Origin of the sequence: Kitasatospora arboriphila, assembly GCF_039528095.1 — a bacterium.
In the GTDB taxonomy this organism is placed as follows: Bacteria; Actinomycetota; Actinomycetes; order Streptomycetales; family Streptomycetaceae; genus Kitasatospora; species Kitasatospora arboriphila.
Map to the genome: position 1 here is coordinate 27,492 of NZ_BAAALD010000033.1, position 22,754 is coordinate 50,245.

Below are 22,754 nucleotides of genomic sequence, written 5' to 3' on the forward strand. Positions count from 1 at the left end.
CCCCCGCGGGCGACGCCGCGGACGCCGCCGTCGGGGCCCTTGAGCGGGTAGAGGACGGTCGTCCAGGCGTGCGCGCCGGCCTCGCCGGGGGTGCGGAAGAGGTGGTCGGCGCGGACGGTCTCGCCGCCGGCGAGCACCCGGTTCATCAGGGCGGCGAGCCGGGCGTGCGGCAGTCCGGACCAGCGGTCGGCGGTCTCCGCCATGAGCAGGCCGACGGGTTCGCCGCCCTCGCCCATCATCCGCAGCACCTCGTCGTTGGCGCCGACCAGGCGGGTCTCCCGGTCGTACACGCCGACGGCGATCGGCAGCTGGCTGAAAGCCCATTCGCGCAGTTCCCGGTGGCCGGTGGTGGCGGGTTCGGCGGCGGCGTCCGGGTCGGGGGCGACGGCGGGTTCGGCGGTGACCGTCCAGGCGGTGCCGGTGGCGGTGTGCAGCGGGGTGGCGCGCAGGTCGGCGGTGACGGGGCGGCCGTCCCGGTGGAGCAGGGCGAGCCGGCCGTGCCACTCGGTGCCGCGGGCGAGTGCGCGCAGCGCCGCGGCGGGCGGCGGGGCGGCGAGCAGGTCTCCGGCGGGGAGGCCGAGAGCCTGTTCGGGGCGGTGGCCGAGCAGGCGTCGGGCGCCGGGGCTCCAGGCGGTCAGCCGGCCGTCGGGGCCGACGACGGCCGCAGCGTTCCCCGGCGGGGAGCCGCGATCACTCTCCGCTGAGCCGCCTGTCTCGTCCATCGGTGCTCTTCTCGCCGTCGCCGGGGCCGCCGGCCTCGCCCGTGCGGGGCCGGGCCCGCGCGTGCACCCTCCAGCATGGCCCGCGGGCGGGGCGGGCTCAAACGGTGCCGGGTGCCCGGCGCGGCGGGGCGGCTACTCGTTGACGAGCACGGGCAGTGACAGGACGGCGGCGGCGGGGGTGCCGGTGAGGTGGTCCGCGCCGACGGTGAGGTCGATGCCCTCGCGGCCGGCGTGCGGGCCGTCGTGCCGGCCGGAGGCCTCCTCCTCTTCCTGGTAGTGGAAGGCGCCGGTGCCGACCAGGGTGCCCTTGGCGTCGTAGAAGGCGGCGCGGAGTTCGAGGGCGAGGACGTCGCTGACGTCGGAGGTGACGGTGAGGTGGCCGGTGACGGCCCTGCCGCCGTCCAGCCGCAGGCCGGTGAGGCGGACGCGGTCGGTGAACGGGCCGTCCTCGACGCGGACCTCGCCGGGGGCGGGCGGTGTGGCGAGGACGGCGGCGGGCGCGGCGGCCTGCTTGGGCGCGGGCAGCGCGACGGAGGGCACCGGGGCCGGCTGCGGGTCGTCCGCGGGCGCAGCGGAGCAGCCGGCGAGCAGGCCGAGGGTGAGGGCGGCCAGGGCAGGGCGGGCGAGGGCGCCGAGGCGGGGGTGCATGGGGCTCCTGGGTGTCGGCGGGGCCGGGAGGATCGTGCCTCCCGGCCCCGGTTCCGGCGTGGGGCGGTGCGGCAGGTCAGTGCCGCGGGGCCTTCCGGAAGAGCGCGCTGTACATCTTCCCGTACAGCGAGGTGTTGTCCTGGCTGGCGGCGAAGCGGTCGCCGCCCGGGCCGTAGGCGAAGATCGGCACGTCGGCGCCGGTGTGGTTGCCGGACAGGTAGGTCAGCCAGAGGCTGGCGTCGGCGGTGCCGTCCTTGACGCCGGCCGGGTCGTCGGGGGTGCGGAAGGTCGCCGGGGCGAAGTTCTTCGGGTCGCCGGCGCCTGCGCCGTTGACGATGCCGCTGGAGCGGGCCGGGTCCTTGGCGCCGCTGGTGGGACGGCTGGGCAGGCTGTTGTTGGCGGGGTTGCCGGCGTCGGTGTTGGCCGGCGGGGCGGCCGCCTCGGCGTTGGTGTAGGAGCCCTTCTCGATGATGTTGAAGCCGGCGCACTCGTGGTCGGCGGTGACGATCACGAGGGTGTGGCCGTCCTTCTTGGCGAAGTCCACGGCGGCGGCGACCGCGTCGTCGAAGGCCTTGACCTCGCCGAGGGTCTGGGCGGCGTCGTTGGCGTGCGAGCGCTTGTCGATCTGGGCGCCCTCGACCTGCAGGAAGAAGCCCTTGTGGTTGTTCTTGCCGAGCAGCGAGACGGCCTTGTTCGTCATCTCGGCGAGGGTGGGCTCCTGGCGCTGCGGGGCGTCGGCGGGCAGCCCGGCCTTGGCCTGCTCGACCGTCAGGTTGCCGCGGTTGAACAGGCCGACGACCTTGCGGCCCTTGGCGGCGGCGAGGTCGGTCCTGGTCGCGACCTTCTGGGTGGCGGCGGTCTGCGCGGGCAGCGCCGGGTCGCCGAAGCTGCCGAGCACCTGGTAGCCCTGGGCCTGGAGGGCCTTCTGGTCGTCCGGCTCGAAGCGGGCGAGGCCGCCGCCGAGGACGACGTCGGCGGTGCCGTTGCGGGCGATCTGCTCGGCGATCGGGGTGATCAGGGTGTGGTCCGCCGGGGCGGACTCGTAGCTGCCGTCGGCCTTCTTCGGCAGGCAGGCCGCGTCGGAGTAGACCGGGCCCTGGCAGCCGCGCAGCAGGGCGTGGCTGAACTGGGCGGCCGGGGTGGCGTCGGTGATCTCCGCGGTGGAGACGTTGCCGGTGGCGAAGCCGGCCGCGTGGGCCTGCTCCATCAGGGTGGCGACCTTCTTCTCGTAGGCGTCCACGCCGATCGCCGCGTTGTAGGTCTTCACACCGGAGGACCAGGCGGTGGCGGAGCTGGCGGAGTCGGTGACCAGGGCCGGCCGGGTGCTGTCCTTCTCGACGGCGTGGGTCGCCACAGCGCCGGTGAAGGGCAGCTTCTCCATGTTCAGGCGGCCGGCGGCACCGTAGTAGCGCTCGCGGCCGGCGGTGACGTGCGTGCGGCCCATGCCGTCGCCGAGCAGGTAGATGACGTTGCGGATGTCCGCGCGGTGCTCGTTCCGCTCGGCCGGCTCGGAGTGGGCGCTGACCGCCGCACCGCCGACCAGGCTGCCCGAGAGTGCCAGCACGGTGGCGGCCTTCAAGGCCTTGCGCTGCATCAGGGTGTCTCCTCGACACATCGGCGCGCCCGGCAGATCGGTGCCGCGGCGCGCACCCGGGAACGACCCCGGGCGGTGTGAAGATAGGAGCACGAAGTGAACCGCGTACGCAGTGGACATGACGTACGGTCGAACACCTGACGCGCGGTCAAGATCCTTCCGTTTCCGATACCGCCGGCGGGTGTCCCGTCCGTCCGGTGACACCCGCCCCGGCGGGCCGCCGGCCCCGCGGCTCGGTCGGTGAAAACACAGCACAGCACGGCCCCGAGTTCGGCGTTCTGCCGCTGCTAGATCTCTGCGGACAGGATCGCCTGCGAGCCGTGGAAGGTGCCGGGCCACTGGTGCAGTTCGACCGACACGCCCGCCTGCAGCAGGCGCAGCCCGTAGGCGAGGGCCTCGTCGCGGTTGGGTCGAACTCCGCGGTGGCAATGTAGGCGGACGGCAGTCCGGACAGGTCGGCGGCCCGCGCGTGCGCGGCGTACGGGGTCGCCGGCCGGGAGCCCAGGTAGTGCCGCCAGTGGCTGGAGCGCCCCGGCCCGCACCACGATGGCCGATCCCGCCCTCGTCGAACTGACCGTCAGCCCGCACAGCGACGAGGCGGACCGGGCCCGGGCCCTGCGCCTGCTGGGCTTCGCCGCCGACCGGCCGGTGCACGCCCTCGCCGTCCGCTCGGAGCTCCCGCTCGACCGGATCGGCACCGCGCTCTGCCCGGCCCACCCGGTGAAGGCCGCGCCGCTCGCGGGTGTCGGCGTCGTCCTCGCCGCCGCCGTCGACCCGGCGCGGATCCCGGCGGGCGTCCGTGCGGGCATCGGCTGCGCGGGCAGCCCGGACGCCTCCTGACGGCAGGCCCGCACCGCGCTGCGCTTCACCACCCCGCGCGAACCGGTCGTCCGCCACGCCGACCTGGGCGCGCTCGCCCTGCTGGCCGAGACGCCCGCGGACGCCCTGCGCGAAAACCCCGACGTGGCGGCCGTCGCCCGGGTCGCCGCCTGCCCGGACGACCTGGAGACCCTGGACGCCTACTGCGCCACCGGTTCGCTGCGCCGCGCGACGGAGTTCCTGCACCTGCACCACGGCAGCGTCGCCCGCCGGGTCGAGCAGATCGGGCGGGCCCTGGGCATCGACCTCGGCGGGCCGGCCGGTCGGCTCCGGGCACGGCCCGTCCCCATGCTGCCCTGACGGGGCCGCCGCCGCCCGTACTGCGCGGCCGTCCGGGAAGGGTCGTCACACGAACGGGCCGAGCCGGATGCGCCGGCCGGGGCGGCCACGAAGGGTGAGGGAGCAGCCCGGCGCTGCCGGAAGGAGAGTGCACATGAGCACGATGGACGTCCCGGCCGGCGAGGGCGGCCGGCAGGTCACCGGGGCGGCTCCCGCCGTACAGCAGGCGGTGTCGGCGCCGCGGATGACCTGGCTGACGCTGGCCCTGATGACGACCAGTTCGGTGGCGAGCCTGCGGGCCGCGCCCACCATGGCGGTGTACGGCCTGGCCTGCGTGTTCCTCTACATCGTCCCGGCGATCGTCTTCCTGCTGCCGACGGCGCTGGTCTCCGCGGAGCTCGCCTCCGGCTGGACGGGCGGGGTCTACAACTGGGTGGCCCAGGGGCTGTCGAAGCCGCTGGGCTTCCTCGCGGTCTGGTGCCAGTTCGCGATGACGATCTTCTACTACCCGAGCCTGCTGGCCTACGTGGCCTCGACCATCGCGTACGTGATCGATCCGGCGCTGGCCAACAGCGGCCTCTACACCGCCATCGTGATCATGGTGCTGTACTGGACCGGCGTCTGGGTGTCCTCCCGCGGGACGGGCGCGGTCGCCGGCCTCGCCTCCTGGGGCCTGGTGATCGGCACCCTCATCCCGGGCACGCTGCTGGTCGTGCTCGGCCTGGTCTTCCTCGGCCAGGGCAACCCCTCGGCCGCGCCGATGAACGCCAGTCACATCTTCCCGGCCTGGACGGGCCTGGCCAGCCTGGTGCTGATCGTCAACAACTTCCTCAGCTACTCGGGCATGGAGATGAACGCCGTCCACGTCTCCTCGCTGAAGGACCCGCCGAAGGAGTTCCCGAAGTCGATGTTCCTGGCGATGGGCCTGGTACTGCTGATCTTCATCCTGCCGGCGCTGGCGATCAGCTGGGTGGTGCCCGCCGACCAGCTCAGCCTGACGGCCGGCGTGATGCAGGCCTTCGACGCGTTCTTCCAGTACTTCGACATCGGCTGGCTCACCCCGGTGATCGCGGTCGGCCTGGTCGCCGCCTCGCTGGGCGGCATGCTGACCTGGCTGGCCGGCCCGTCCAAGGGCCTGCTGCTGATCTCCCGCCAGGAGGGCTACCTGCCGCCGTTCCTGCAGAAGCTCAATGCGCACGGCGTGCAGCAGAACATCCTGGTCACCCAGGGCGTGGTCACCACCGCCATCGCCCTGATGTACGCCTTCATCCCGAGCGTCTCCAGCGCGTACTGGATCTTCTCGGTGATCACCACCCAGGTGTACCTGATCATGTATCTGCTGATGTTCCTCGCGGCGATCCGGCTGCGCCGCAACCAGCCCGACCACCCGCGCGGCTACCGGGCCCCGGCGCTCGTCGTGCTCTGCGTGACCGGCTTCGCGGCCTCCGCCGCAGCCATGGTCATCGGCTTCGTGCCGTCCTCGCAGTTCAGCGGCGGCAGCGTCTGGTCGTACGTCCTGATCGTCGGCGGCGGCCTGCTGCTGCTCGGCCTGATCATCCCGCTCGCCTTCCTGAAGACCCGCAAGCCGAGCTGGCGCCAGCCGGAGGCCGCCGCCGCCGAAGGAGGTGCGGCATGAGCCCGACCCGGATGGCCTCCGAGCACCGCTGGATCTACATCGGCGCGATCGTGCTGCTGCTCGCCATGCTGGTGATCGGCCTGATCACCTACACCCAGCAGCACGCCACCAACGAGTCCTACCGCAAGGCGCAGCAGCTCTCCGACGAGCTGGTCGCGGCCGGCTACCGGGCCGTGCCGGACCAGGAGCAGATCGCGAAGACGCTGGGTACCGACGGCGGCGCGGTCTGCGAGGACCCGGCCGGCACGCTGAACAACGCGCTGTGGAAGGTCAACCTGGCGAACGGCGCGGCCGGGCCCGGCCAGCGCCCGATCGTCGCCAACGCCAGGTCCGTCGAGGCCGAGGCGATCGTCCTGAACGTGTACTGCCCGGACAAGCTGGAGGACTTCCGCGACAAGCTCGACGACCTCGACACCGCCAAGACCGTCAACACCTGACCCGGCCGGCCGTGCCGCCCACCCCGGCGGCGCGGCCCGCCCGCGCCCCGGGAGCCGCCATGTCCGACCCCGCCGACGACCTCGCCGGGCGGATCTCCGCCCTGATGCCCCGCGCCCTGGCCGACCTCGCCGAGCTGGTCGCGATCCCCTCGGTCGCCGACCCCCGCCAGTACCCGCCGGAGCACTGCCGGAGGGCCGCCGAGTGGGTCGCCGCCGCCTTCGCCGACGCGGGCCTGCACGACGTGCACCTCGCCGAGACGCCCGACGGCAGCCACGCCGTGATCGGCCACCGCCCGCCGCCGCCCGGCGCCCCGACCGTGCTGCTGTACTGCCACTACGACGTGCAGCCGCCGCTGGACGACGCCGCCTGGACCTCGCCGCCCTTCGAGCTGACCGAGCGCGAGGGCCGGCTGTACGGGCGCGGCGCCGCCGACTGCAAGGGCAACGTCGTCATGCACCTCACCGCGCTGCGGGCGCTCGGCGAGGACGTCCCGGTCGGCATCAAGTTCGTCGCCGAGGGCTCCGAGGAGCAGGGCACCGGCGGCCTGGAGGCGTACGTGCGGCAGCACACCGACGAGCTGCACGCCGACGCCCTGCTGATCTGCGACACCGGCAACGCCGAGGTCGGGGTGCCCACCGCCACCACCAGCCTGCGCGGCCTCGCCAACGTGGTCGTCACCGTGCGGACGCTGGCCGGCGACCTGCACTCCGGCATGTTCGGCGGGCCCGCCCCGGACGCGCTCGCCGCGCTGATCCGCATCCTCGACTCGCTGCGTGACACCGCCGGCGGCACCCGGATCAAGGGCCTGGACGGCAACGGGACCTGGCCGGGCGTCGGCTACGACGAGCAGCAGTTCCGCCGCGACGCCGGGGTGCTGGAGGGCGTCGCGCTGACCGGCTCCGGCACGGTCGCCGACCGGCTGTGGGCCCGGCCCGCGGTCACCGTCCTCGGCATCGACTGCCCGCCGGTGGTCGGCTCGGCCGCCGCGGTGCCCGCCACCGCCCGCGCCCGGGTGAGCCTGCGGGTGCCGCCCGGCACCGACCCGCAGGCGGCCCGCGACGCGCTCGCCGCCCACCTCACCGACGCCGCGCCCTGGGGCGCCGCGGTCGAGGTCGAGACCGAGGGCACCGGCTCGCCGTTCCGCGCCGCCACGAACGGCAGGGCGTACGCGGCACTCGACCGGGCGATGCGGCGGGCCTACGGCAAGCCGGTCTCCTTCCTCGGCCAGGGCGGCTCCATCCCGCTGTGCAACGTGCTCGCCGACACCTACCGCGAGGCGGAGATCGTCCTGATGGGCGTCGAGGAGCCGCGCTGCCTCATCCACGCTCCGAACGAGAGCGTCGATCCGTCCGAGATCGAGCACATGGCCCTTGTCGAGGCCCTGTTCCTGCGGTACTACGCAGACCGTTCCTGACCGTCCCTCCGGAGAGGCCGCCGCCATGCCCGCACCGTTCACCACCGAGGACTTCACCCGCCGGATGGCGCTGGCGGTCGAGACCGCCGCCCTGGCCGGACTCTCCGGACTGGTCGTCACCCCCGGCCCCGACCTCGTCTACCTGACGGGCTACCGGCCGACCGCCCTGACCGAGCGGCTGACCGCACTGCTGCTCACCCCCGACACCGAACCCGTGCTGGTGGTTCCGCGACTGGAACGGCCTGACGCCGAGGCCGCCCCCGGCGCCGCCGCCGTCCGGTTCACCGACTGGACGGACGGCACCGACCCCTACCGCGAGGCGGTCGCGCCCGTCCTGGACCCGGCCGGGTGCTACGGCATCTCCGACTCGGCCTGGGCGCTGCACCTACTGGCCCTCCAGGAGGCGCTGCCGGACAGCCGGTACGCCTCGCTGACCCAGGCCCTGCCGATGCTGCGGGCCGTCAAGGACCCTGACGAGCTGGAGCGGCTCGCCGCGGCCGGCGGCGCCGCGGACGCCACCTACCGGCGGATCCTGGAGGTGCCGTTCGCCGGCCGCACCGAGAACGAGGTCGCCGCCGACCTCGCCGCGCTGCTGCTCGAGTACGGGCACAGCCAGGTCGACTTCACCGTCGTCGGCTCCGGCCCGAACGGCGCCAACCCGCACCACGAGGCCGACGACCGGGTGATCCAGGAGGGCGACACCGTCGTCCTCGACTTCGGCGGCCTCAAGGACGGCTACGGCTCCGACACCACCCGCACGGTGCACGTCGGGGAGGATGCACCGGACGAGGTCACGGAGGTCCACGAGGTGGTGCGGCTCGCCCAGCAGGCCGCCTTCGAGGCCGTCCGGCCGGGTGTGGAGTGCCAGGAGATCGACCGGGCCGCCCGGGCCGTCATCACCGAGGCCGGGTACGGCGAGTACTTCATCCACCGCACCGGCCACGGCATCGGCCTCACCACGCACGAGCCGCCGTACATGGTCGAGGGCGAGAAGCAGCAGCTGGTGCCGGGCATGTGCTTCTCCATCGAGCCGGGCATCTACCTCCCCGGCCGCTTCGGGGTCCGCATCGAGGACATCGTCACCGTCACCCCGCACGGCGGCCGCCGCTTCAACAACACCCCGCACGACCTGGGCACCGTCGCCTGACGGCCCGGCTCCGGGATGCCTCACGGGGGCGCGTCCTCGGAGGTCGTCGACGCCCCACAAGGGGCGCCCGTACGCCCCCATGACCACGGGCCTCAGGCCTCAGGCCTCAGGCCTCAGGCGGGATCGTGCGGGTCGCCCGGGAGGATGTCGTGGGCGAGGGCGAAACGGGTCAGGTCGACGCGGCGGCGGGAGCCGACCTTGTCGCGGAGGCGGTCCAGGTGGGAGTGGACGGTGTGCTCGCTGATGCCCAGCCGCCGGGCGATGCCGTGGTCGGTCTCGCCGCCGGCGAGCAGCGCGAGGATCTGCCGTTCCCGGTCGGTGACCCGGGCCTCGGCCTCCGGCCAGGGGCGGACGGCGAGATCGGCGGAGACGTAGGAGCAGCCGGCGGCGACCAGGCGGATCGCGGCGAGCAGTTCGATCTCGCCCGCCTGCCGGCTGAGGCATCCGCGGGCGCCGGCCTGCATCGGCGGCAGCACGTCGCGCTGCGAGTCGGAGCACAGCACCAGCACGGCCAGGCCGCGGCCGGCGAGCCGGTGGGCGACCTCGGCGAGCTCGCCGGGCGGTAACTTCAGGTCGAGCAGGACGACGTCGCCCGCTTCGAGGTCGGCCTCGGCCTCGTGCACCGACGCCGCACCGACCGCGCAGACCAGGTCCTCCGCGGCGTCCACGGCCTGGGCCAGGCCGCGCCGGAAGAGCGGACAGTCACCGATGACGGCGACACGTCTCAGGTCTGTGCTCATGGGTGGTCCTCGGCCGGGGCGGCGCACGGTCACGCCGCGGCGCGGGGCCGCGGCTCGCCCGCACAGCTCCAGTGTTCGCCCTGACCGGCGGCCCGGCACCCGGAACCGGGCCGGGTGGTCCCGCGCGGGCCGGGCCGGGCCGGGGCGGCATTGGATGCGCCCGGCTCCGGCCCGCGTGATCCTGGGCAGTGGGGTGCCGACACGGCCGAGGAGGCGCGTTGCACGCGGAGGCTTCGGGCCGGGACGCCGCCGACGACGCCTCGACCGCGGCGCGGGACTCGATCGACCGGGCGGCGGCCGCGCTGGCCACGGGCGGCGAGGAACTGCTGCGGCACGTCCTGACGGACGCCCCGGTCGGCCTCGCGCTGGTCGGCCCGGACCTGCGCTGGCGCTGGGCGAACCCGGCGTTCTGCCGCACCGCGGCGGTCGGCCCGGAGCGGCTGCTCGGCGGGGCGGCCGCCGAGGCCGCGCTCGCCGCCGCGGCGCCCGCACTGGACGCGGTCCTGGTCGACGGCAGCCCGCGCGAACCGTCCGCCGGGCACCCCGCGGTGCCCCGGCTGCGGCTGCGCGCCCGGCGGCTGGTGATCGGCGGCCGGACGGCCGGGCTGGTGCTCGCCGCGCTCGGCCCGGCCGAGGAGCCTCGGCCGCCGGCGACCGGACCGGACCTGCCGCACGAGCTGGAACGGGCCCGGATCCGGGTGGCCGTGCTGGACGCCGCCGCCGGCCGGATCGGCACCACCCTGGACGTCGACACCACCTGCGTGGAACTCGCCGACTTCACGGTGCCCGCACTGGCCGACCTGGCGACCGTCGAGCTGCTGGCGCCGGAGGCGGTCGAGCGCGGGGCGCCGGGCGGCACGCTGCGGCTGCACCGGGCCGCCGCGGTCTGCACGGCCGCCCTGAAGCCGCACCTGGCCCCGCTGGCCCGCCCCGGCGAATCGGTGCGCCACCCGGAGGGCTCGGCCGTCGCCCGGTGCCTGCGCACCGGCCGTCCGGTGGCCGCGCCGGTGCGGGAGGGCTCCTGGCCCGGCTCCGCGGAGCAGGCCGGCCCGGCCGCGTACCGGGCGGCCGGGCTGGACTCGGTGCTGGCCGTCCCGCTGACCGCGCGCGGCCGCGTCCTCGGGGTGCTGTCGCTGGCCCGCGCCGGCGAGTCCGCGCGGGCCTTCACCGAGGACGACACGCTGCTGGTCGGCGACCTTGCGGGGCGGGCCGCCGTCGGGATCGACAACGCCCGCCGCTACACCCGTTCGCAGGGCATCGCCCTGCAGCTGCAGCAGGCGCTGCTCGCCGAGCCGGGCAACCCGCACCCGAACCTGGAGCTCGCCTCCCGCTACCTGCCCTCGGGCACCAGCTCGGTGGTGGGCGGCGACTGGTACGAGACGGTGCGGCTGCCGTTCGGGCGGACCCTGCTGGTGATGGGCGACGTCATGGGGCACGGTGTGGAGGCCGCGGTCGACATGAGCACCTACCGCTCGATGCTGCGGGACGTGGCCGGGATGGACCTGCCGCCGCACCGCATCCTGCGCCAGCTGGACGCGCTGATCTCGGAGAACGAGTCCTCGCGTCCGGCGACCTGTCTGCTCGCGCTCGCCGACCCGGGCCGCAACCGGTGGACGTTCTCCAGCGCCGGCCACCTGCCGCCCGCGCTCGTCCTCGCGGACCGGCCGACCGAGCTGGTCGTGGTGCCGACCGGCCCGCCGCTCGGCACCGGCCTCGGCGGCTACGAGCAGCAGGCCCGCGAACTGCTGCCCGACCAGGTGCTGCTGCTGTACACCGACGGCCTGGTGGAGCGGCGCGGCGAGGACATCGACGCCTCGCTGGCCCGGCTCGCCGCGCTGCGGCTGCCCGCCGCCGGCGACCTGGACGACCTGCTGGACTCGGTCCTCCACGCGCTGACGCCGGAGGCCGCGGAGGACGACGTGGCGGTGCTCGCCGCCCGGGTCCGCAGGCGCTGACCGGTGCGTCTCACGGCAGGTTCTGCTCGGCCCAGATGACCTTGCCGGTGTCGGTGTAGCGGGTGCCCCAGCGCTCGGCGATCTGCGCGACCAGGAACAGGCCGCGACCGCCCTCGTCGGTCGAGGATGCCTGCCGCAGCCGCGGCGAGGTGCTGCTGCCGTCGGAGACCTCGCAGATCAGCGACCGGTCGAAGAGCAGCCGCACCCGGATCGGGCCGGCGGCGTGCCGGATCGCGTTGGTGACCAGCTCGCTGAGGACCAGCTCGGTGCCGGGCTCCAGCAGCTCCAGGTCCCAGCGGCGCAGCTGGGCGGTGGCCGCGGCCCGGCTCTCGGCGACGGCCGCCGGGTCGGGGGGCACCACCCACTCGGCGACCCGGTCGGCGGGCAGCGCGCGGGTACGGGCGACCAGCAGCGCCACGTCGTCCTCCGGGCGGTGCGGCAGGAGTTCCTCCAGCACGGCCCGGCAGGTCTCCTCCGGGCTGCGGTCGGCATGCGAGAGCGCGGCGCGCAGCAGGTCGAGCCCGATGTCGATGTCCCTCGTCCGGGCCTCCACCAGCCCGTCGGTGTAGAGCACCAGCTGGGCGCCCTCGGGCACCTCCAGCTCGGCGGTGGTGAACGGCATGCCGCGCAGGCCGAGCGGCGGGCCGACGGGCGTGTCGGGGATCTCCACCGTGCCGTCCGGGTGGACGAGGACGGCCGGCAGGTGGCCGGCCCGGGCCAGCCGGCACCGCCGGGAGACCGGGTCGTAGATGGCGTACAGGCAGGTGGCGCCGATGATGGCGCCCTCCATGCCGCCGGCCGTCTCCTCCTGGTCGATCCGGCTGACCACGTCGTCGAGGTGGGTCAGCAGTTCGTCCGGGGCGAGGTCGAGCGCCGAGAAGTTGTGCACGGCGGTGCGCAGCCGGCCCATGGTGGCGGCGGCGTGCAGGCCGTGGCCGACGACGTCGCCGACGACCAGGGCGACCCGGGCGCCGGAGAGCGGGATCACGTCGAACCAGTCGCCGCCGACGCCCGCGTGCGCGGGCAGGTAGCGGTAGGCGGCGTCCACGGCGTCCTGCTCGGGCAGGCCGCGCGGCAGCAGGCTCTGCTGCAGGGTGACGGCCATCGGGTGGCTGCCGGTGATCGCGGCGGTGATCTGCTCCTGGGTGGTGTACTTCGCCTCGAACACGCCGTTGTTCCGGCCGAGCCGCAGCACCGCCACCCGGTCGGCCACGGCCTGCACGTCGTCGAGGTTGTGGCTGATGACGACGACCGCGTGGCCCTGCTCGCGCAGCCGCCGGATCAGGTCGAGGGTCTGCGAGCTCTGCTCCAGGCCGAGGGCGGCGGTCGGCTCGTCGAGCAGCACCAGCTTGGGGTCGCCGATCAGGGACCGGGCGATGGCGACGGCCTGGCGCTGGCCGCCGGAGAGGGACAGCACGGGGATGCGCAGGCTGGGCAGCCGCACCGAGAGGCGCTCCAGCAGGGCGCGCGAGCGCCGCTCCATCTCGACCTCGCGCAGCGTCCCGAAGCGGCGCAGCTCGCGGCCGAGGTAGAGGTTGGCGACCACGTCGAGGCTCTCGCAGAGCGCGAGGTCCTGGTAGACGGTGGCGATGCCGAGCTGTTGGGCGTCGCGGGGCCGCCGCAGCTCGACCGGCCGGCCCTCCCACGCGATGACGCCGGAGTCCGGGGCGCTCACCCCGGCGATCGCCTTGATCAGGGTGGACTTGCCGGCGCCGTTGTCGCCGACGAGCGCGAGCACCTCGCCGTGGACGACCTCCAGGTCCACGTCGCTGAGGGCCTGCAGGGTGCCGTACCGCTTGGAGATCCCGCGCAGCGACAGCAGCGGCACGCGGGCCACCCGGCCACCTCCACTCTCCCCGATCCGTCGGCTGGTGCCACGAGTCTGCCGCCTGCCCGGGCGCGGGTGTGTCACCAACGCGCGGCGACCGCCCGAGCGGCCCCGCCCGCAGCCGCGGACGGGGTCCGTCCCGGCGACCGGGAGGCTGCCGCGTGCCCCGGGGCGGGCGCCGGCGGCGTCGGAGCCACCGGCTCGGCCAAAGCCCTCGCACAGCTGCCCGAACGCCTCCTACACTCCCTGCCGTGGAGAACCTGAAGTGCACGCAGTGCAGTGCCGTCGGGCTGGAGCCGGGCTTCGTCGAGGACACCGGCCAGTCGTCCTACGGCTATGCCCGGTGGATACCGGGCGTGCTGGAGCGCGGCATCTTCGGCGTCGCGAAGCGGATGGGCAAGCCGCGCTGGCAGGTCGACGCCTTCCGCTGCCCGGCCTGCGGCCACCTGGAGCTCTACGCGGTCAAGCCGGTCTGAGCCGCCGCCGGGGCCTGCGGTGCGCCGGAGGCGGCCGCGGCCTCCTGCTGGAGGCGGCAGGCCCGGTCGACGATGCCGGGGATCGCGGCGTACAGCGACTCGCCCGGGCAGAGGGTGCAGAAGGCGTCCCGGTGCCCGGAGACCGCGTTGAACGCGTGCCGGGCGCCGACCGGGAACCGGCTGCCGCTGTTGGTGGAGGTGAGTTCGGAGCGGGCGTCGGCGCGCACCCCGTGCAGGCCGAGCTTCCAGGCCGCCAGCCGGGCGATCGAGTCCAGCACGGCCTGCGGGACCTCCGTCCCGGCGTTGTACGTGCCGATCGCCGCGATGCCGACCGTGTCGCGGTTGAAGCCCATGGTGTGGGCGCCGACGACCGGACGGTCGACGCCGCCGAGGCGGCCCTCCCAGATCCGGCCGAAGCGGTCGACGAGGAAGTTGTAGCCGATGTCGTCCCAGCCGCGGAACTCCAGGTGGTCGCGGCGGATCGCCCGCAGGATGTCGGGCACCTCGTCCGCGGTGTAGGAGTTCGGGTCGTCGGTGTGGTGCACCAGCACCGCCCGCACCGCCCGGTCGTACTGCACCTTCGGCACCGCATCCGCGGACTGCCAGGCGGAGCGCAGCACGATCGGCGGCTCGGCCGGGACGGGGAGGGCCGGGGCGGCCGGCGGCACCGCCGCCGCGGGCGGGCCGTCGGCGGCGGCCGAACGGCGCGGGCGGGCCATGGCCGGCAGCGCGGTCACGGCCCCGGCGGCGACGCCCTGCAGGGCGCGGCGCAGCACCAGACGACGGTTGATGTCCATGCCACGGAAGCTACGGTCCGCCCGTCGGCCCCGCACCTTGTCGCCCGCGTGTCCGGTCCGTCCGCCGTACCCCCTACGCCGACCGGGTCGGTCGCGGCTCCTGACCGACCGTCGGGCTGACCCTCCGTCGCCCGCGGCGGGTCCGGGCGTGTCGCGCGGTGCCTCCCGGCCGGCCGTGACGACCGGCGGAACCGTCCGGCCCCGTCCCCGCGTCTCCAGTCGACATCGCCGCCCGGTGATCACCGCGGAGGCGGTGCCCGGCGGTGCGACGTCGGTCGAGCGGCGCCCGGTGCGCGGGCGCGGGAGGCGGGAGTGTCGGATGGTCGGTGTTGTGACGGAGGTCGAGGCCCCTGCTGCGCCGCCGGTCGCGCCCGGGTGGCTGCGTGCGCTGCGGCTCGCCGTGCTGGCCTGCTGCGCGCTGGTGCTGCTGGTGCCGGCCGCGCTGATCGTGGTGCGGCTCGGCGGGCTGGACGACGGGACGGACCTGTCGCTGCCGGTCGCGGGCGTGCCGTACGTGGCGGTGCTGAGCGTGCTGGTGCTGTTCACCACGGCGCTGCTGCGGTCCCGGGCGCTCACGGCGGTGGCCCTCGCGCTGACCGCGGTGCAGCTGTTCTGGCTGGTGCCGCGGTTCGTCGGGGACGGCGGCGGGGTGCCGACGTCCGCGCCGCGGCTGCGGCTCGCCACCAGCAACGCCTACCTGGGGCAGGTGGATCCGGCGGCGCTGGTCCGGCTGGCCCGTGAGGAGCGGGTGGACGTGCTCGCGGTCGAGGAGTCGAACCCGGGGCTGGCGAACGCCCTGGAGCGCGCCGGGATGGCCGGGGTGCTGCCGTACAAGGTGGCGGGCCGGTACTCCGACACGGCGCTGTACTCGCGGCTGCCGCTCTCCGCGGCCCGGGTGGCGGACGCGCCGTTCTCCGACGAGCCGACCTCGGCCGAGGTGGCGGTGGAGGGCCGTACCGTGCGGGTGGTCGCCGTGCACACCTACTACCCGCTGGGCGATTCGCGGAAGTGGGCGGCCGGTTTCGACGCGCTCCGCTCGGACGTGGCGGGGCGGGCCCGCAACGCCGTCCTGCTCGGTGACTTCAACGCCACCCTGGACCACACGCCGATGCGGCGGTTGCTCGACACCGGCCTGACCGACACCCACGCCGAGCTCGGCCGGGGCTTCGACGGCACCTGGCCCGCGGACCGCCCGGTGCTGCCACCGGTACTGCAGCTCGACCACGTGCTGCACGGCGACGGGCTGAAGGCCGTCACCGTCGCCGAGCGCACCCTGCCGGGCACCGACCACCGGGCGGTGGTCGCCGAACTCGCCGTCACCGGCTGACGGCCGCCCGGGTACGCCTACGATCACCGGTACGACCCCGCGGGGCCCGGCCGGGCCCCGCGGACCACGAGGCAGGGAGTCGGCACGGTGGACGTGGGATTCGTCGGTCTGGGCACGATGGGCCGCGGGATGGTCCGTCAACTGCTGGCGGCAGGACACCGGGTGACGGTGTGGAACCGGTCGCCGGAGCCGGTGCGGGAGCTCGTCGCGGAGGGCGCCGAGGCGGCCGACGGGCCGGCCGGGGTGTGGCGGTGCCGGGCCGTGGTGTCGATGCTCGCGGACGACGCCGCGGTGGAGTCGGTGCTGCTCGACGAGAAGGCGCTGGCCTCGGCGGCGGCCGCCCTGCACGTCAACATGGCCACCGTCTCCCCCGCGCTGGCGCGCCGGGCGGCGGAGCTGCACGCACGGCACGGGGTGGCCTACGTGGCGGCGCCGGTGCTGGGCCGCGGCGAGGTCGCCGCGGCGGGCAACCTGGCGATCCTGGCGGCCGGTCCGGCCGACGCGCTGGACCGGGCCGCCCCGCTGTTCGAGGCGATGGGGCGGCGGACCTGGCGGCTCGGCGACCGGCCGGAGATCGCCAACACGGCCAAGATCTGCGCCAACTTCGTGCTGGTCTCGGCGGTCGAGGCGGTGGCGGAGGCGACCGCGCTCGGCGAGGCGAGCGGGCTGGCCGCCGAGGACCTGCTGTCCGTGCTGACCGGCACGGTCTTCCCCGGGCCGGTGTACGAGGGGTACGGCGCGATGATCGCCGAACGGCGGTACGAGCCCGCCGGGTTCCGGCTCGACCTGGGGTTCAAGGACGTCGGCCTGGCGCTGGACACCGCGGCCGCCGCCCGGGTGCCGATGCCGCTCGCCGGAGTGCTGCGCGACGCCCTGCTGGAGGGTGTGGCGCACGGCCGGGGCGGCCAGGACCTGGCGGCGCTGGGCGAGACCTCGCGGCGCCGCGCCGCCCTCCCCCGGGAGGACGCGGGCGCACCGGGCGAAGGCGGCGCGCCGGACCCCGATCCGCGAACATGACATTCCGTCAAAAGCCTTGCGGCCGGGCCGGGCCGCACCTAGGTTGTGCGACGGGTTAAACGCACTTACACCGTCGCTTGACTTCGCCGCCCCGGGAGACCCCTGTTGCGCAGCCGCCTGTGGACCACCCTCGCGGCGGGCCTCGTGTCCGCCTGTCTGCTCCCCGCCCCCGCGTTCGCCGCGGACGGCCCGGCCCGCACCGGCGCGCCCGCCGCCGCGGCCGCGACCCGGGACACCGACCTCAAGGACCGGCTCGCCGCGATCCCGGGCATGACCGTCGTCCAGGAGAAGCCGGTCGACGGCTACCGCTTCTTCGTGCTGACCTACACCCAGCCCGTCGACCACGACCACCCCGGGCGCGGCAGCTTCCAGCAGCGGCTCACCGTGCTGCACCGCGGCGCCGACCGGCCGACCGTCCTCTCCGCGAGCGGCTACGGACTGCCGGCCGACCCCGGCCCGTCCCGCTCCGAGCCCACCCGGCTGCTCGACGCCAACCAGGTCTCCCTGGAGTACCGGTTCTTCCGCGGCTCGGAGCCCGCCACCGGCGGCGACTGGTCGACCCTGAACGTCCGTCAGGCCACCGCCGACCAGCACGCGGTCTTCACGGCGCTGAAGGCGCTCTACCCCGGCCACTGGATCGCCACCGGCGGCAGCAAGGGCGGCATGAACGCCGCCCACTACGAGCGGTTCCACCCCGGCGACATGGACGGCACGGTCGCCTACGTCGCCCCGGACGACGCCGCCCGGCCCGGCGACCGCGCCTACGCGGACGTCATCCGCAGCAACGGCACCCCCGAGTGCCGGGCCGCGATCGCCGGCGCCCAGGTGGAGGCGCTGCGCCGCCGCACCGCGCTCACCGCCCGCTACGAGCAGTACGCCCGCGACAACGGCTACACCTTCTCCGCGGAGTACATGGGCAGCGCCGACAAGGCCCTGGAGGCCGTGGTCGTCGACACGCCGTGGGCGTTCTGGCAGTACGGCACCGAGGCCGACTGCGCGGCCGTCCCCGGCCGGGACGCCACCGACCAGCAGCTGTGGGACTGGTTCGACGCCGTCGACGGCTTCTCCTTCTACACCGACCAGACGCTCTCGTACTACGCGCCGTACTACTACCAGGCGGCCACCGAGCTCGGCGCGCCCGAGGTGGCGTACCCGCAGCTCAAGGGCCTGCTGAAGTACCGGATCTCGGTGTGGGACTACATCCCGGACAAGGTCGCCCGACGCCCCTTCGACCCGGGCACGACCCGGGACGTCGACCGCTGGATCCGCCGGAACGCCCGCAACACCCTCTTCGTGTACGGCGGCCGGGACCCGTGGAGCGCCGAGCGCTTCTCCGTCTCCGCCCGGACCCGCGACAGCCACGTGCTGACGGTGGCCGACGGCAACCACGGCGCCTCGATCACCGCCCTCGCCCCGGCCGACCGCACCCTGGCCACCGACGCCCTGCTCCGCTGGGCCGGCCTGCCCCCGGCCGGCGGCAGCGGCCTCACGGCGTCCCCGGCACCGGCCCCGTACGACGCCCTCCTCGACGCGCCCGACCCGGCCGAACGCCACCGCCTGCCCGGCCTGCCCGGCCTGCCCGGCTGACCGCTCCGGCGGCGCCGGGCCGGTTCCTCACGCCCCGCCCCCCCCCCCGCCCCGGCCCCCCCCCCCCCGCCCGCCGGCCGGTCCGACCACCCGGCCCGTCACCGACTCCGGCACGACGCGGATCCACAGCGTCCGGTGGCCGCCCGCCCACGGCTCGCCGACGGCGAGCTCGACCAGCCGCCGTTCGGCCTCCGGGTCCTGCACCCGCTCCGCCCGGCCGCCGAGCAGGACGCTCCAGCCGCTGCTGCGGTGCTCGTCGATGCGGTCCACCTCGAAGGCGACGCCGTCACCGACCGCGGCCGCCGCGGCGCCGAAGTCGGCGGTGCGGTAGGCGACCGTGGTGCCGTCCACGGTGTAGTTGACCGGCAGCACCAGCGGGAACCGCTCCCCCGGGAGGGCGAGCCGGCCGACGCCGTGGGTGCCGAGCCGGTCCCAGCACTCCTGCTCGGTGAGCCTGAGCATCCGCGCCCGGGCCGCGCCCGGCGCACGGCCGGGCGGCGCGTCCGCGCGGCCCTCGACGAGGTCCGCCCGGCTCACGCCGAGGACCCGGGCGAGGCGGAAGACCGCGCCCGGGTCGAAGCCCGGCCCGAAGTCCAGCAGCTGGCCGAGGTAGCGCGGCGACATGCCGGCCCGGGCGGCCACCTCGTCCTGGCCGAGCCCGAGCTGCCGGCAGCGGCTGACGACCCGCCGGGCGATGTCGTCCGGGTGGCCGGCGGCCTGCTCGGCGGCGGCCGGGGTCCTGGTGGTCTCGTTCATGTCCGGTGCCCGTTCGTGCGGCGACGCTCCGGTGCCCCCTGCTGTCCAGCGTGGGGCCGCGGCACCCCGGACGCCAGGCCGGAGGCCTCCCCGCCGGGGCCGAACGGCCGGCGGCCTGCCGGCGGCGGCCGTGCGCAACCGGATGCGGCCGCCCGAACGGCGGCATAGCGTGGCTGCCCGGGGATGCCGTCGCGAGGGTGAGGTGGAGCGGTGCGCAGTCCCGCGGAGGACTGGCAGCTCGCGTACGAGGGCTTCGACCCGGCCGCGGAGGGCGTGCGCGAGACGCTCTGCGCGGTGGGGAACGGCTACCTGGTCACCCGCGGCGCCGCACCGGAGTCCACCGCCGACGGGGTCCACTACCCGGGCACGTACCTGGCCGGCTGCTACGACCGCACGGCCACCGCCGTCGGCGGGCGGCAGGTCGAGAACGAGGACCTGGTCAACTGCCCCAACTGGCTGCCGCTCACCTTCCGGCCGGCCGGCGGCACCTGGTTCACCGGCCCGCCCGCGGCCCAGCGCCTGGTGCTCGACCTGCGCCGGGGCGTCCTGACCCGGCACGCCCTGGTGGAGGACGGCGATGGCCGGCGGACCCGGCTCGTCCAGCGAAGGATCGCCAGCCAGGCCCGGCCGCACCTGGTCGCCCTGGAGACCGAGCTGCTGCCGGAGAACTGGTCCGGGCCGCTGGAGGTCCGCTCGGCGCTGGACGGCACCGTCACCAACTCCGGCGTGGCCCGCTACCACGGGCTGACCAGGCACCACCTCCACCCGGTGGAGCAGGGCGCCGGACCCGACGGCCTGCTCCTGCTGGAGGTCGCCACGGCTGACCCGCCGCGGCGCATCGCCCTCGCCGCCCGCACCCGCGCCCACCGTGCCGGCGCCCCCGTCCCCGCCGTCACCGCCGTGCACACCGGACCCGGCCGGGCGGCGCAGATCCTCACCGTCGGCGCGGAGCAGGGCGTGCCCGTCACGGTGGAGAAGACCGTGGCCGTCTGCACCGACCGCGACCCGGACGCCGGGGACCCGCTGCACGCCGCGACCGTGCTCGCCGCGTCGGCCGGGGACTTCGGGCAGCTGGCCGACGAGCACGCGCTGCGCTGGGCCGAGCTGTGGCGCCGCTGCCGGATCGAGGCCGACTTCGACGGGATCGGCACGCTCCGCCTGCACCTCTTCCACCTGCTGCAGACCTACTCCGAGCACTCCGTCGGCCTGGACGTCGGCATCCCGGCCCGCGGGCTGCACGGCGAGGCCTACCGCGGCCACGTCTTCTGGGACGAGCTCTTCGTCCTCCAACTGCTCGACCTGCGCTTCCCGGAACTCGCCCGGGCCGTGCTCGACTACCGGCACCGGCGGCTCGGCGCGGCCCGCAGCGCCGCCCGCGAGGCCGGACTGCGCGGCGCGATGTACCCCTGGCAGAGCGGCAGCGAGGGCCGCGAGGAATCGCAGCGGCTGCACCTCAACCCGATGTCCGGCCGCTGGCTGCCCGACCACAGCCATCTGCAGCGGCACGTCGGCTCGGCCGTCGCCTACAACGTCTGGCAGTACTACCAGGCCACCGGCGACCGCGGCTTCCTGGCCGACACCGGCGCAGAGATGCTGCTGGAGATCGCCCGGTTCTGGTCCTCGGCCGCCGAGTGGAACCCGGCACGCGAGCGGTACTCGATCCGCGGCGTGCTCGGCCCGGACGAGTACCACGACGCCTACCCGTGGGCCGACCGGCCCGGCCTGGACGACAACGCGTACACCAACGTGCTCGCCTCCTGGGTGCTGGCCCGCGGCCTGGACGCCCTCGACGCGCTGCCCGGCCGCCGGCGCGACGAACTGCTGGAACGCCTCGACCTCGACCGGGCCGAACGGGACCGCTGGCAGGAGGTCGGCCGGCGCCTGCACGTGCCCTTCCACGACGGCGTGCTCAGCCAGTTCGAGGGCTACGAACGGCTCGCCGAACTCGACTGGGAACGCTACCGGCGGCACTACCCCGACCTGCGGCGCCTCGACCGGATCCTGGAGGCGGAGGGCGACACCGTCAACCGCTACAAGGCCTCCAAGCAGGCGGACGCCCTGATGCTCTTCCAGCTGTTCTCCGCCCGTGAGGTCCGCGGCCTGCTGCGCCGGCTCGGCTACCCGGCCGGGGAGGAACTGCTGCGCCGCACCGTCCGCCACTACCTGCCGCGCACCGTGCACGGCTCGACCCTCAGCGCGGTGGTGCACGCCTGGGTGCTGACCCGCTCGGACCGCCGGGCCTCCTGGCGGTTCTTCCGTGACGCGCTGGCCGCCGACCGCGAGGACCTGCAGGGCGGCACCACCGCCGAGGGCATCCACCTCGGCGCGATGGCCGGCACCGTGGACCTGCTGCAGCGCTGCTACACCGGCCTGGAGATCCGCGAGGACGCGCTCTGGCTCGACCCGCGGCTGCCCTCCGCACTGGGACGGCTGGAGCTGGACCTGCACTACCGCGGCCACCGGGGGGTGACGGTCGCGGTCGACCGGCGCACAGTGACCGTCTCGCTGCGCGAGGGCCGCGAGGAGCCGATCCGGGTCCGGCTGCGCGGTTCCTGCTTCACCGTGCACCCGGGCGAGCGCCGCGTCCTGTCGCTCTGAACCGGCCGGTCCTGTCCGGCGGGGGCCGGGGCTTCCTCAGCGGGGGCCGCGGCGGCGCGGGGTGGGCGGGCGCTGCAGGGCCTGACCGGCCAGGGCGCCCGCGTACACGCAGTAGCCGACGCCGATCAGCCAGGACTGCACCACCAGCACGGTGCCGATCGCCCCGTAGGACACCGCGTTGGAGACGATCATCGGGGCGAACGCCAGCCGGGAGAACACCCGCAGCCCGACCAGGGCGCACACGGTCAGCACCGCCCCCGGGAGCAGCGTGCGCCAGGACGCCCGGGAGCCGAGCAGCAGCCGCGGCAGCCACCAGAAGAAGAGCAGCCCGCCGATCAGGGTCGCCGCCACCCGCAGGGCCGGCTGGGCGCCGGTGCGGTGCCACGGCACCCCGCTCCAGGCCGCCAGCAGCACGTAGCCGATCAGCCCGCCGAGGCCCACCACCTGGCGCCACACCGAGTGCCAGGCACCCGGCGGCAGCTGCCAGATCCGCTCGTAGGCGTTCTGCACCGCCGCCATCAGCGACACCCCGAAGACCGCCAGGGCGGCGAGGCTCAGCCCGGTCGTGGTGGTGACGACCTCGCGGCGGGAGGCGAAGAGCTCGTCCACCGCGGCGGCCGAGCGGCCGGACAGTCCGAGGCCGTCGATCATCCAGTCGGCGATCCCGCTGCCGCTGGTCGGCGAGGCTGCGGCGATCACGACCAGCAGCGGGACCACGGTGACGAAGCAGAGCGCGGCGAAGGCCATCGAGCGGTGCAGCAGTTCGATCTCCCGGCCGCGCCGCCAGGTCTCCCGGGCCGCCTCGGCCAGCCGCGCCCGCAGACCGCCCTGCTGCGGGCCGCCGGACCGCGGCAGCGGCCGCCCCTGGAGGTGCTGGCCGCCGGTCACCGCGGGGTTCCCCCGTCCGGGCGACGCC

At 75.4% G+C, this 22,754-nt stretch carries 20 protein-coding genes; 12 read left to right on the forward strand and 8 right to left on the reverse strand.

The genetic code is table 11. From position 1 onward, the window contains the following. From ABD353_RS18415 to ABD353_RS18425, 3 genes are all read right to left on the reverse strand, one after another. Positions 1-722: PAS domain-containing protein (locus tag ABD353_RS18415; protein WP_344624713.1), on the reverse strand; the 722-nt coding region annotated here is incomplete at its 3' end. A 132-nt stretch (positions 723-854) separates the two neighbouring features. Beyond that, positions 855-1,370, reverse strand: a complete 516-nt coding sequence (locus ABD353_RS18420) for a hypothetical protein (RefSeq protein ID WP_344624714.1) — start codon at positions 1,368-1,370, stop codon at positions 855-857. A gap of 76 nt (positions 1,371-1,446) precedes the next feature. Next, positions 1,447-2,964 (reverse strand): alkaline phosphatase, encoded by a 1,518-nt coding sequence (locus ABD353_RS18425; RefSeq protein ID WP_344624715.1) that lies wholly within the window; start codon positions 2,962-2,964, stop codon positions 1,447-1,449. A 546-nt stretch (positions 2,965-3,510) separates the two neighbouring features. On the opposite strand from ABD353_RS18425, the gene ABD353_RS18435 reads away from it, so the two are divergent. The 6 genes from ABD353_RS18435 to ABD353_RS18460 all read left to right on the forward strand — a co-directional run bounded on the left by ABD353_RS18435 (position 3,511) and on the right by ABD353_RS18460 (position 8,757). Continuing rightward, positions 3,511-3,804, forward strand: a complete 294-nt coding sequence (locus ABD353_RS18435) for a hypothetical protein (protein ID WP_344624716.1) — start codon at positions 3,511-3,513, stop codon at positions 3,802-3,804. A 123-nt stretch (positions 3,805-3,927) separates the two neighbouring features. Continuing rightward, entirely contained in the window at positions 3,928-4,143 is a 216-nt protein-coding gene (locus tag ABD353_RS18440; protein ID WP_344624717.1) for a helix-turn-helix domain-containing protein, read from the forward strand. Positions 4,144-4,276: 133 nt separating this feature from the next. Next, a complete protein-coding gene (gene gadC / locus ABD353_RS18445) occupies positions 4,277-5,758 on the forward strand; it encodes a glutamate/gamma-aminobutyrate antiporter GadC (RefSeq protein WP_425555187.1) in 1,482 nt (493 codons plus the stop codon). Continuing rightward, positions 5,755-6,195, forward strand: coding sequence for a hypothetical protein (locus ABD353_RS18450; protein ID WP_344624718.1), 441 nt, complete (start codon positions 5,755-5,757; stop codon positions 6,193-6,195). Before gadC ends, ABD353_RS18450 begins: the two co-directional genes overlap by 4 nt. A 59-nt stretch (positions 6,196-6,254) precedes the next feature. Next, complete coding sequence (locus ABD353_RS18455; RefSeq protein ID WP_344624719.1) at positions 6,255-7,610, forward strand: dipeptidase; 1,356 nt, start codon at positions 6,255-6,257, stop codon at positions 7,608-7,610. Positions 7,611-7,635: 25 nt separating this feature from the next. Then, the gene (locus ABD353_RS18460; RefSeq protein ID WP_344624720.1) at positions 7,636-8,757 is read left to right on the forward strand and encodes a M24 family metallopeptidase; all 1,122 of its coding nucleotides are present in this window, start codon (positions 7,636-7,638) and stop codon (positions 8,755-8,757) included. A 113-nt stretch (positions 8,758-8,870) separates the two neighbouring features. Here ABD353_RS18460 and ABD353_RS18465 read toward each other — a convergent pair whose 3' ends face one another. After that, entirely contained in the window at positions 8,871-9,497 is a 627-nt protein-coding gene (locus tag ABD353_RS18465) for a LuxR C-terminal-related transcriptional regulator (protein ID WP_344624721.1), read from the reverse strand. 218 nt (positions 9,498-9,715) lie between these two features. On the opposite strand from ABD353_RS18465, the gene ABD353_RS18470 reads away from it, so the two are divergent. Next, positions 9,716-11,452, forward strand: coding sequence for a PP2C family protein-serine/threonine phosphatase (locus ABD353_RS18470; protein WP_344624722.1), 1,737 nt, complete (start codon positions 9,716-9,718; stop codon positions 11,450-11,452). 10 nt (positions 11,453-11,462) lie between these two features. Here the strand turns inward: ABD353_RS18470 and ABD353_RS40455 are convergent, their stop codons facing one another. Next, positions 11,463-13,364, reverse strand: a complete 1,902-nt coding sequence (locus ABD353_RS40455; protein WP_425555188.1) for a SpoIIE family protein phosphatase — start codon at positions 13,362-13,364, stop codon at positions 11,463-11,465. A gap of 167 nt (positions 13,365-13,531) precedes the next feature. On the opposite strand from ABD353_RS40455, the gene ABD353_RS18485 reads away from it, so the two are divergent. Continuing rightward, positions 13,532-13,756 carry a hypothetical protein gene (locus ABD353_RS18485; RefSeq protein WP_344624723.1) on the forward strand — a complete coding sequence of 75 codons (225 nt, stop codon included), beginning with the start codon at positions 13,532-13,534 and terminating at the stop codon, positions 13,754-13,756. Here the strand turns inward: ABD353_RS18485 and ABD353_RS18490 are convergent. Then, positions 13,735-14,553, reverse strand: a complete 819-nt coding sequence (locus ABD353_RS18490) for a peptidoglycan recognition protein family protein (RefSeq protein ID WP_344624724.1) — start codon at positions 14,551-14,553, stop codon at positions 13,735-13,737. The two genes, ABD353_RS18485 and ABD353_RS18490, sit on opposite strands and share 22 nt — an antisense overlap. Positions 14,554-14,884: 331 nt before the next feature. On the opposite strand from ABD353_RS18490, the gene ABD353_RS18495 reads away from it, so the two are divergent. From ABD353_RS18495 to ABD353_RS18505, 3 genes are all read left to right on the forward strand, one after another. Beyond that, a complete protein-coding gene (locus ABD353_RS18495; protein WP_344624725.1) occupies positions 14,885-15,880 on the forward strand; it encodes an endonuclease/exonuclease/phosphatase family protein in 996 nt (331 codons plus the stop codon). A gap of 87 nt (positions 15,881-15,967) precedes the next feature. Next, positions 15,968-16,897 (forward strand): NAD(P)-dependent oxidoreductase, encoded by a 930-nt coding sequence (locus ABD353_RS18500; RefSeq protein ID WP_344624726.1) that lies wholly within the window; start codon positions 15,968-15,970, stop codon positions 16,895-16,897. A gap of 105 nt (positions 16,898-17,002) precedes the next feature. Next, positions 17,003-18,484: a S28 family serine protease gene (locus ABD353_RS18505; protein WP_344624727.1), complete on the forward strand. Its 1,482-nt coding sequence runs from the start codon at positions 17,003-17,005 to the stop codon at positions 18,482-18,484. Between the two features lie 27 nt (positions 18,485-18,511). Here ABD353_RS18505 and ABD353_RS18510 read toward each other — a convergent pair whose 3' ends face one another. Continuing rightward, positions 18,512-19,240, reverse strand: a complete 729-nt coding sequence (locus ABD353_RS18510; protein WP_344624728.1) for a helix-turn-helix domain-containing protein — start codon at positions 19,238-19,240, stop codon at positions 18,512-18,514. A gap of 210 nt (positions 19,241-19,450) precedes the next feature. Between ABD353_RS18510 and ABD353_RS18515 the strand changes: the two genes are divergently transcribed. Further along, positions 19,451-21,838, forward strand: a complete 2,388-nt coding sequence (locus ABD353_RS18515; protein ID WP_344624729.1) for a glycoside hydrolase family 65 protein — start codon at positions 19,451-19,453, stop codon at positions 21,836-21,838. Between the two features lie 36 nt (positions 21,839-21,874). Here ABD353_RS18515 and ABD353_RS18520 read toward each other — a convergent pair whose 3' ends face one another. Continuing rightward, positions 21,875-22,726, reverse strand: a complete 852-nt coding sequence (locus tag ABD353_RS18520) for a YhjD/YihY/BrkB family envelope integrity protein (protein WP_344624730.1) — start codon at positions 22,724-22,726, stop codon at positions 21,875-21,877. Positions 22,727-22,754 lie beyond the last annotated feature (28 nt).

Bases quoted from the DNA above. Each gene is read 5' to 3' on its own strand.
- ABD353_RS18425 (WP_344624715.1), bottom strand. From the start codon at position 2,964: ATGCAGCGCAAGGCCTTGAAGGCCGCCACCGTGCTGGCACTCTCGGGC.
- ABD353_RS18420 (WP_344624714.1), bottom strand. From the start codon at position 1,370: ATGCACCCCCGCCTCGGCGCCCTCGCCCGCCCTGCCCTGGCCGCCCTC.
- gadC (WP_425555187.1), top strand. From the start codon at position 4,277: ATGAGCACGATGGACGTCCCGGCCGGCGAGGGCGGCCGGCAGGTCACC.
- ABD353_RS18435 (WP_344624716.1), top strand. From the start codon at position 3,511: ATGGCCGATCCCGCCCTCGTCGAACTGACCGTCAGCCCGCACAGCGAC.
- ABD353_RS18465 (WP_344624721.1), bottom strand. From the start codon at position 9,497: ATGAGCACAGACCTGAGACGTGTCGCCGTCATCGGTGACTGTCCGCTC.
- ABD353_RS18490 (WP_344624724.1), bottom strand. From the start codon at position 14,553: ATGGACATCAACCGTCGTCTGGTGCTGCGCCGCGCCCTGCAGGGCGTC.
- ABD353_RS18460 (WP_344624720.1), top strand. From the start codon at position 7,636: ATGCCCGCACCGTTCACCACCGAGGACTTCACCCGCCGGATGGCGCTG.
- ABD353_RS18455 (WP_344624719.1), top strand. From the start codon at position 6,255: ATGTCCGACCCCGCCGACGACCTCGCCGGGCGGATCTCCGCCCTGATG.
- ABD353_RS18510 (WP_344624728.1), bottom strand. From the start codon at position 19,240: ATGAACGAGACCACCAGGACCCCGGCCGCCGCCGAGCAGGCCGCCGGC.
- ABD353_RS18450 (WP_344624718.1), top strand. From the start codon at position 5,755: ATGAGCCCGACCCGGATGGCCTCCGAGCACCGCTGGATCTACATCGGC.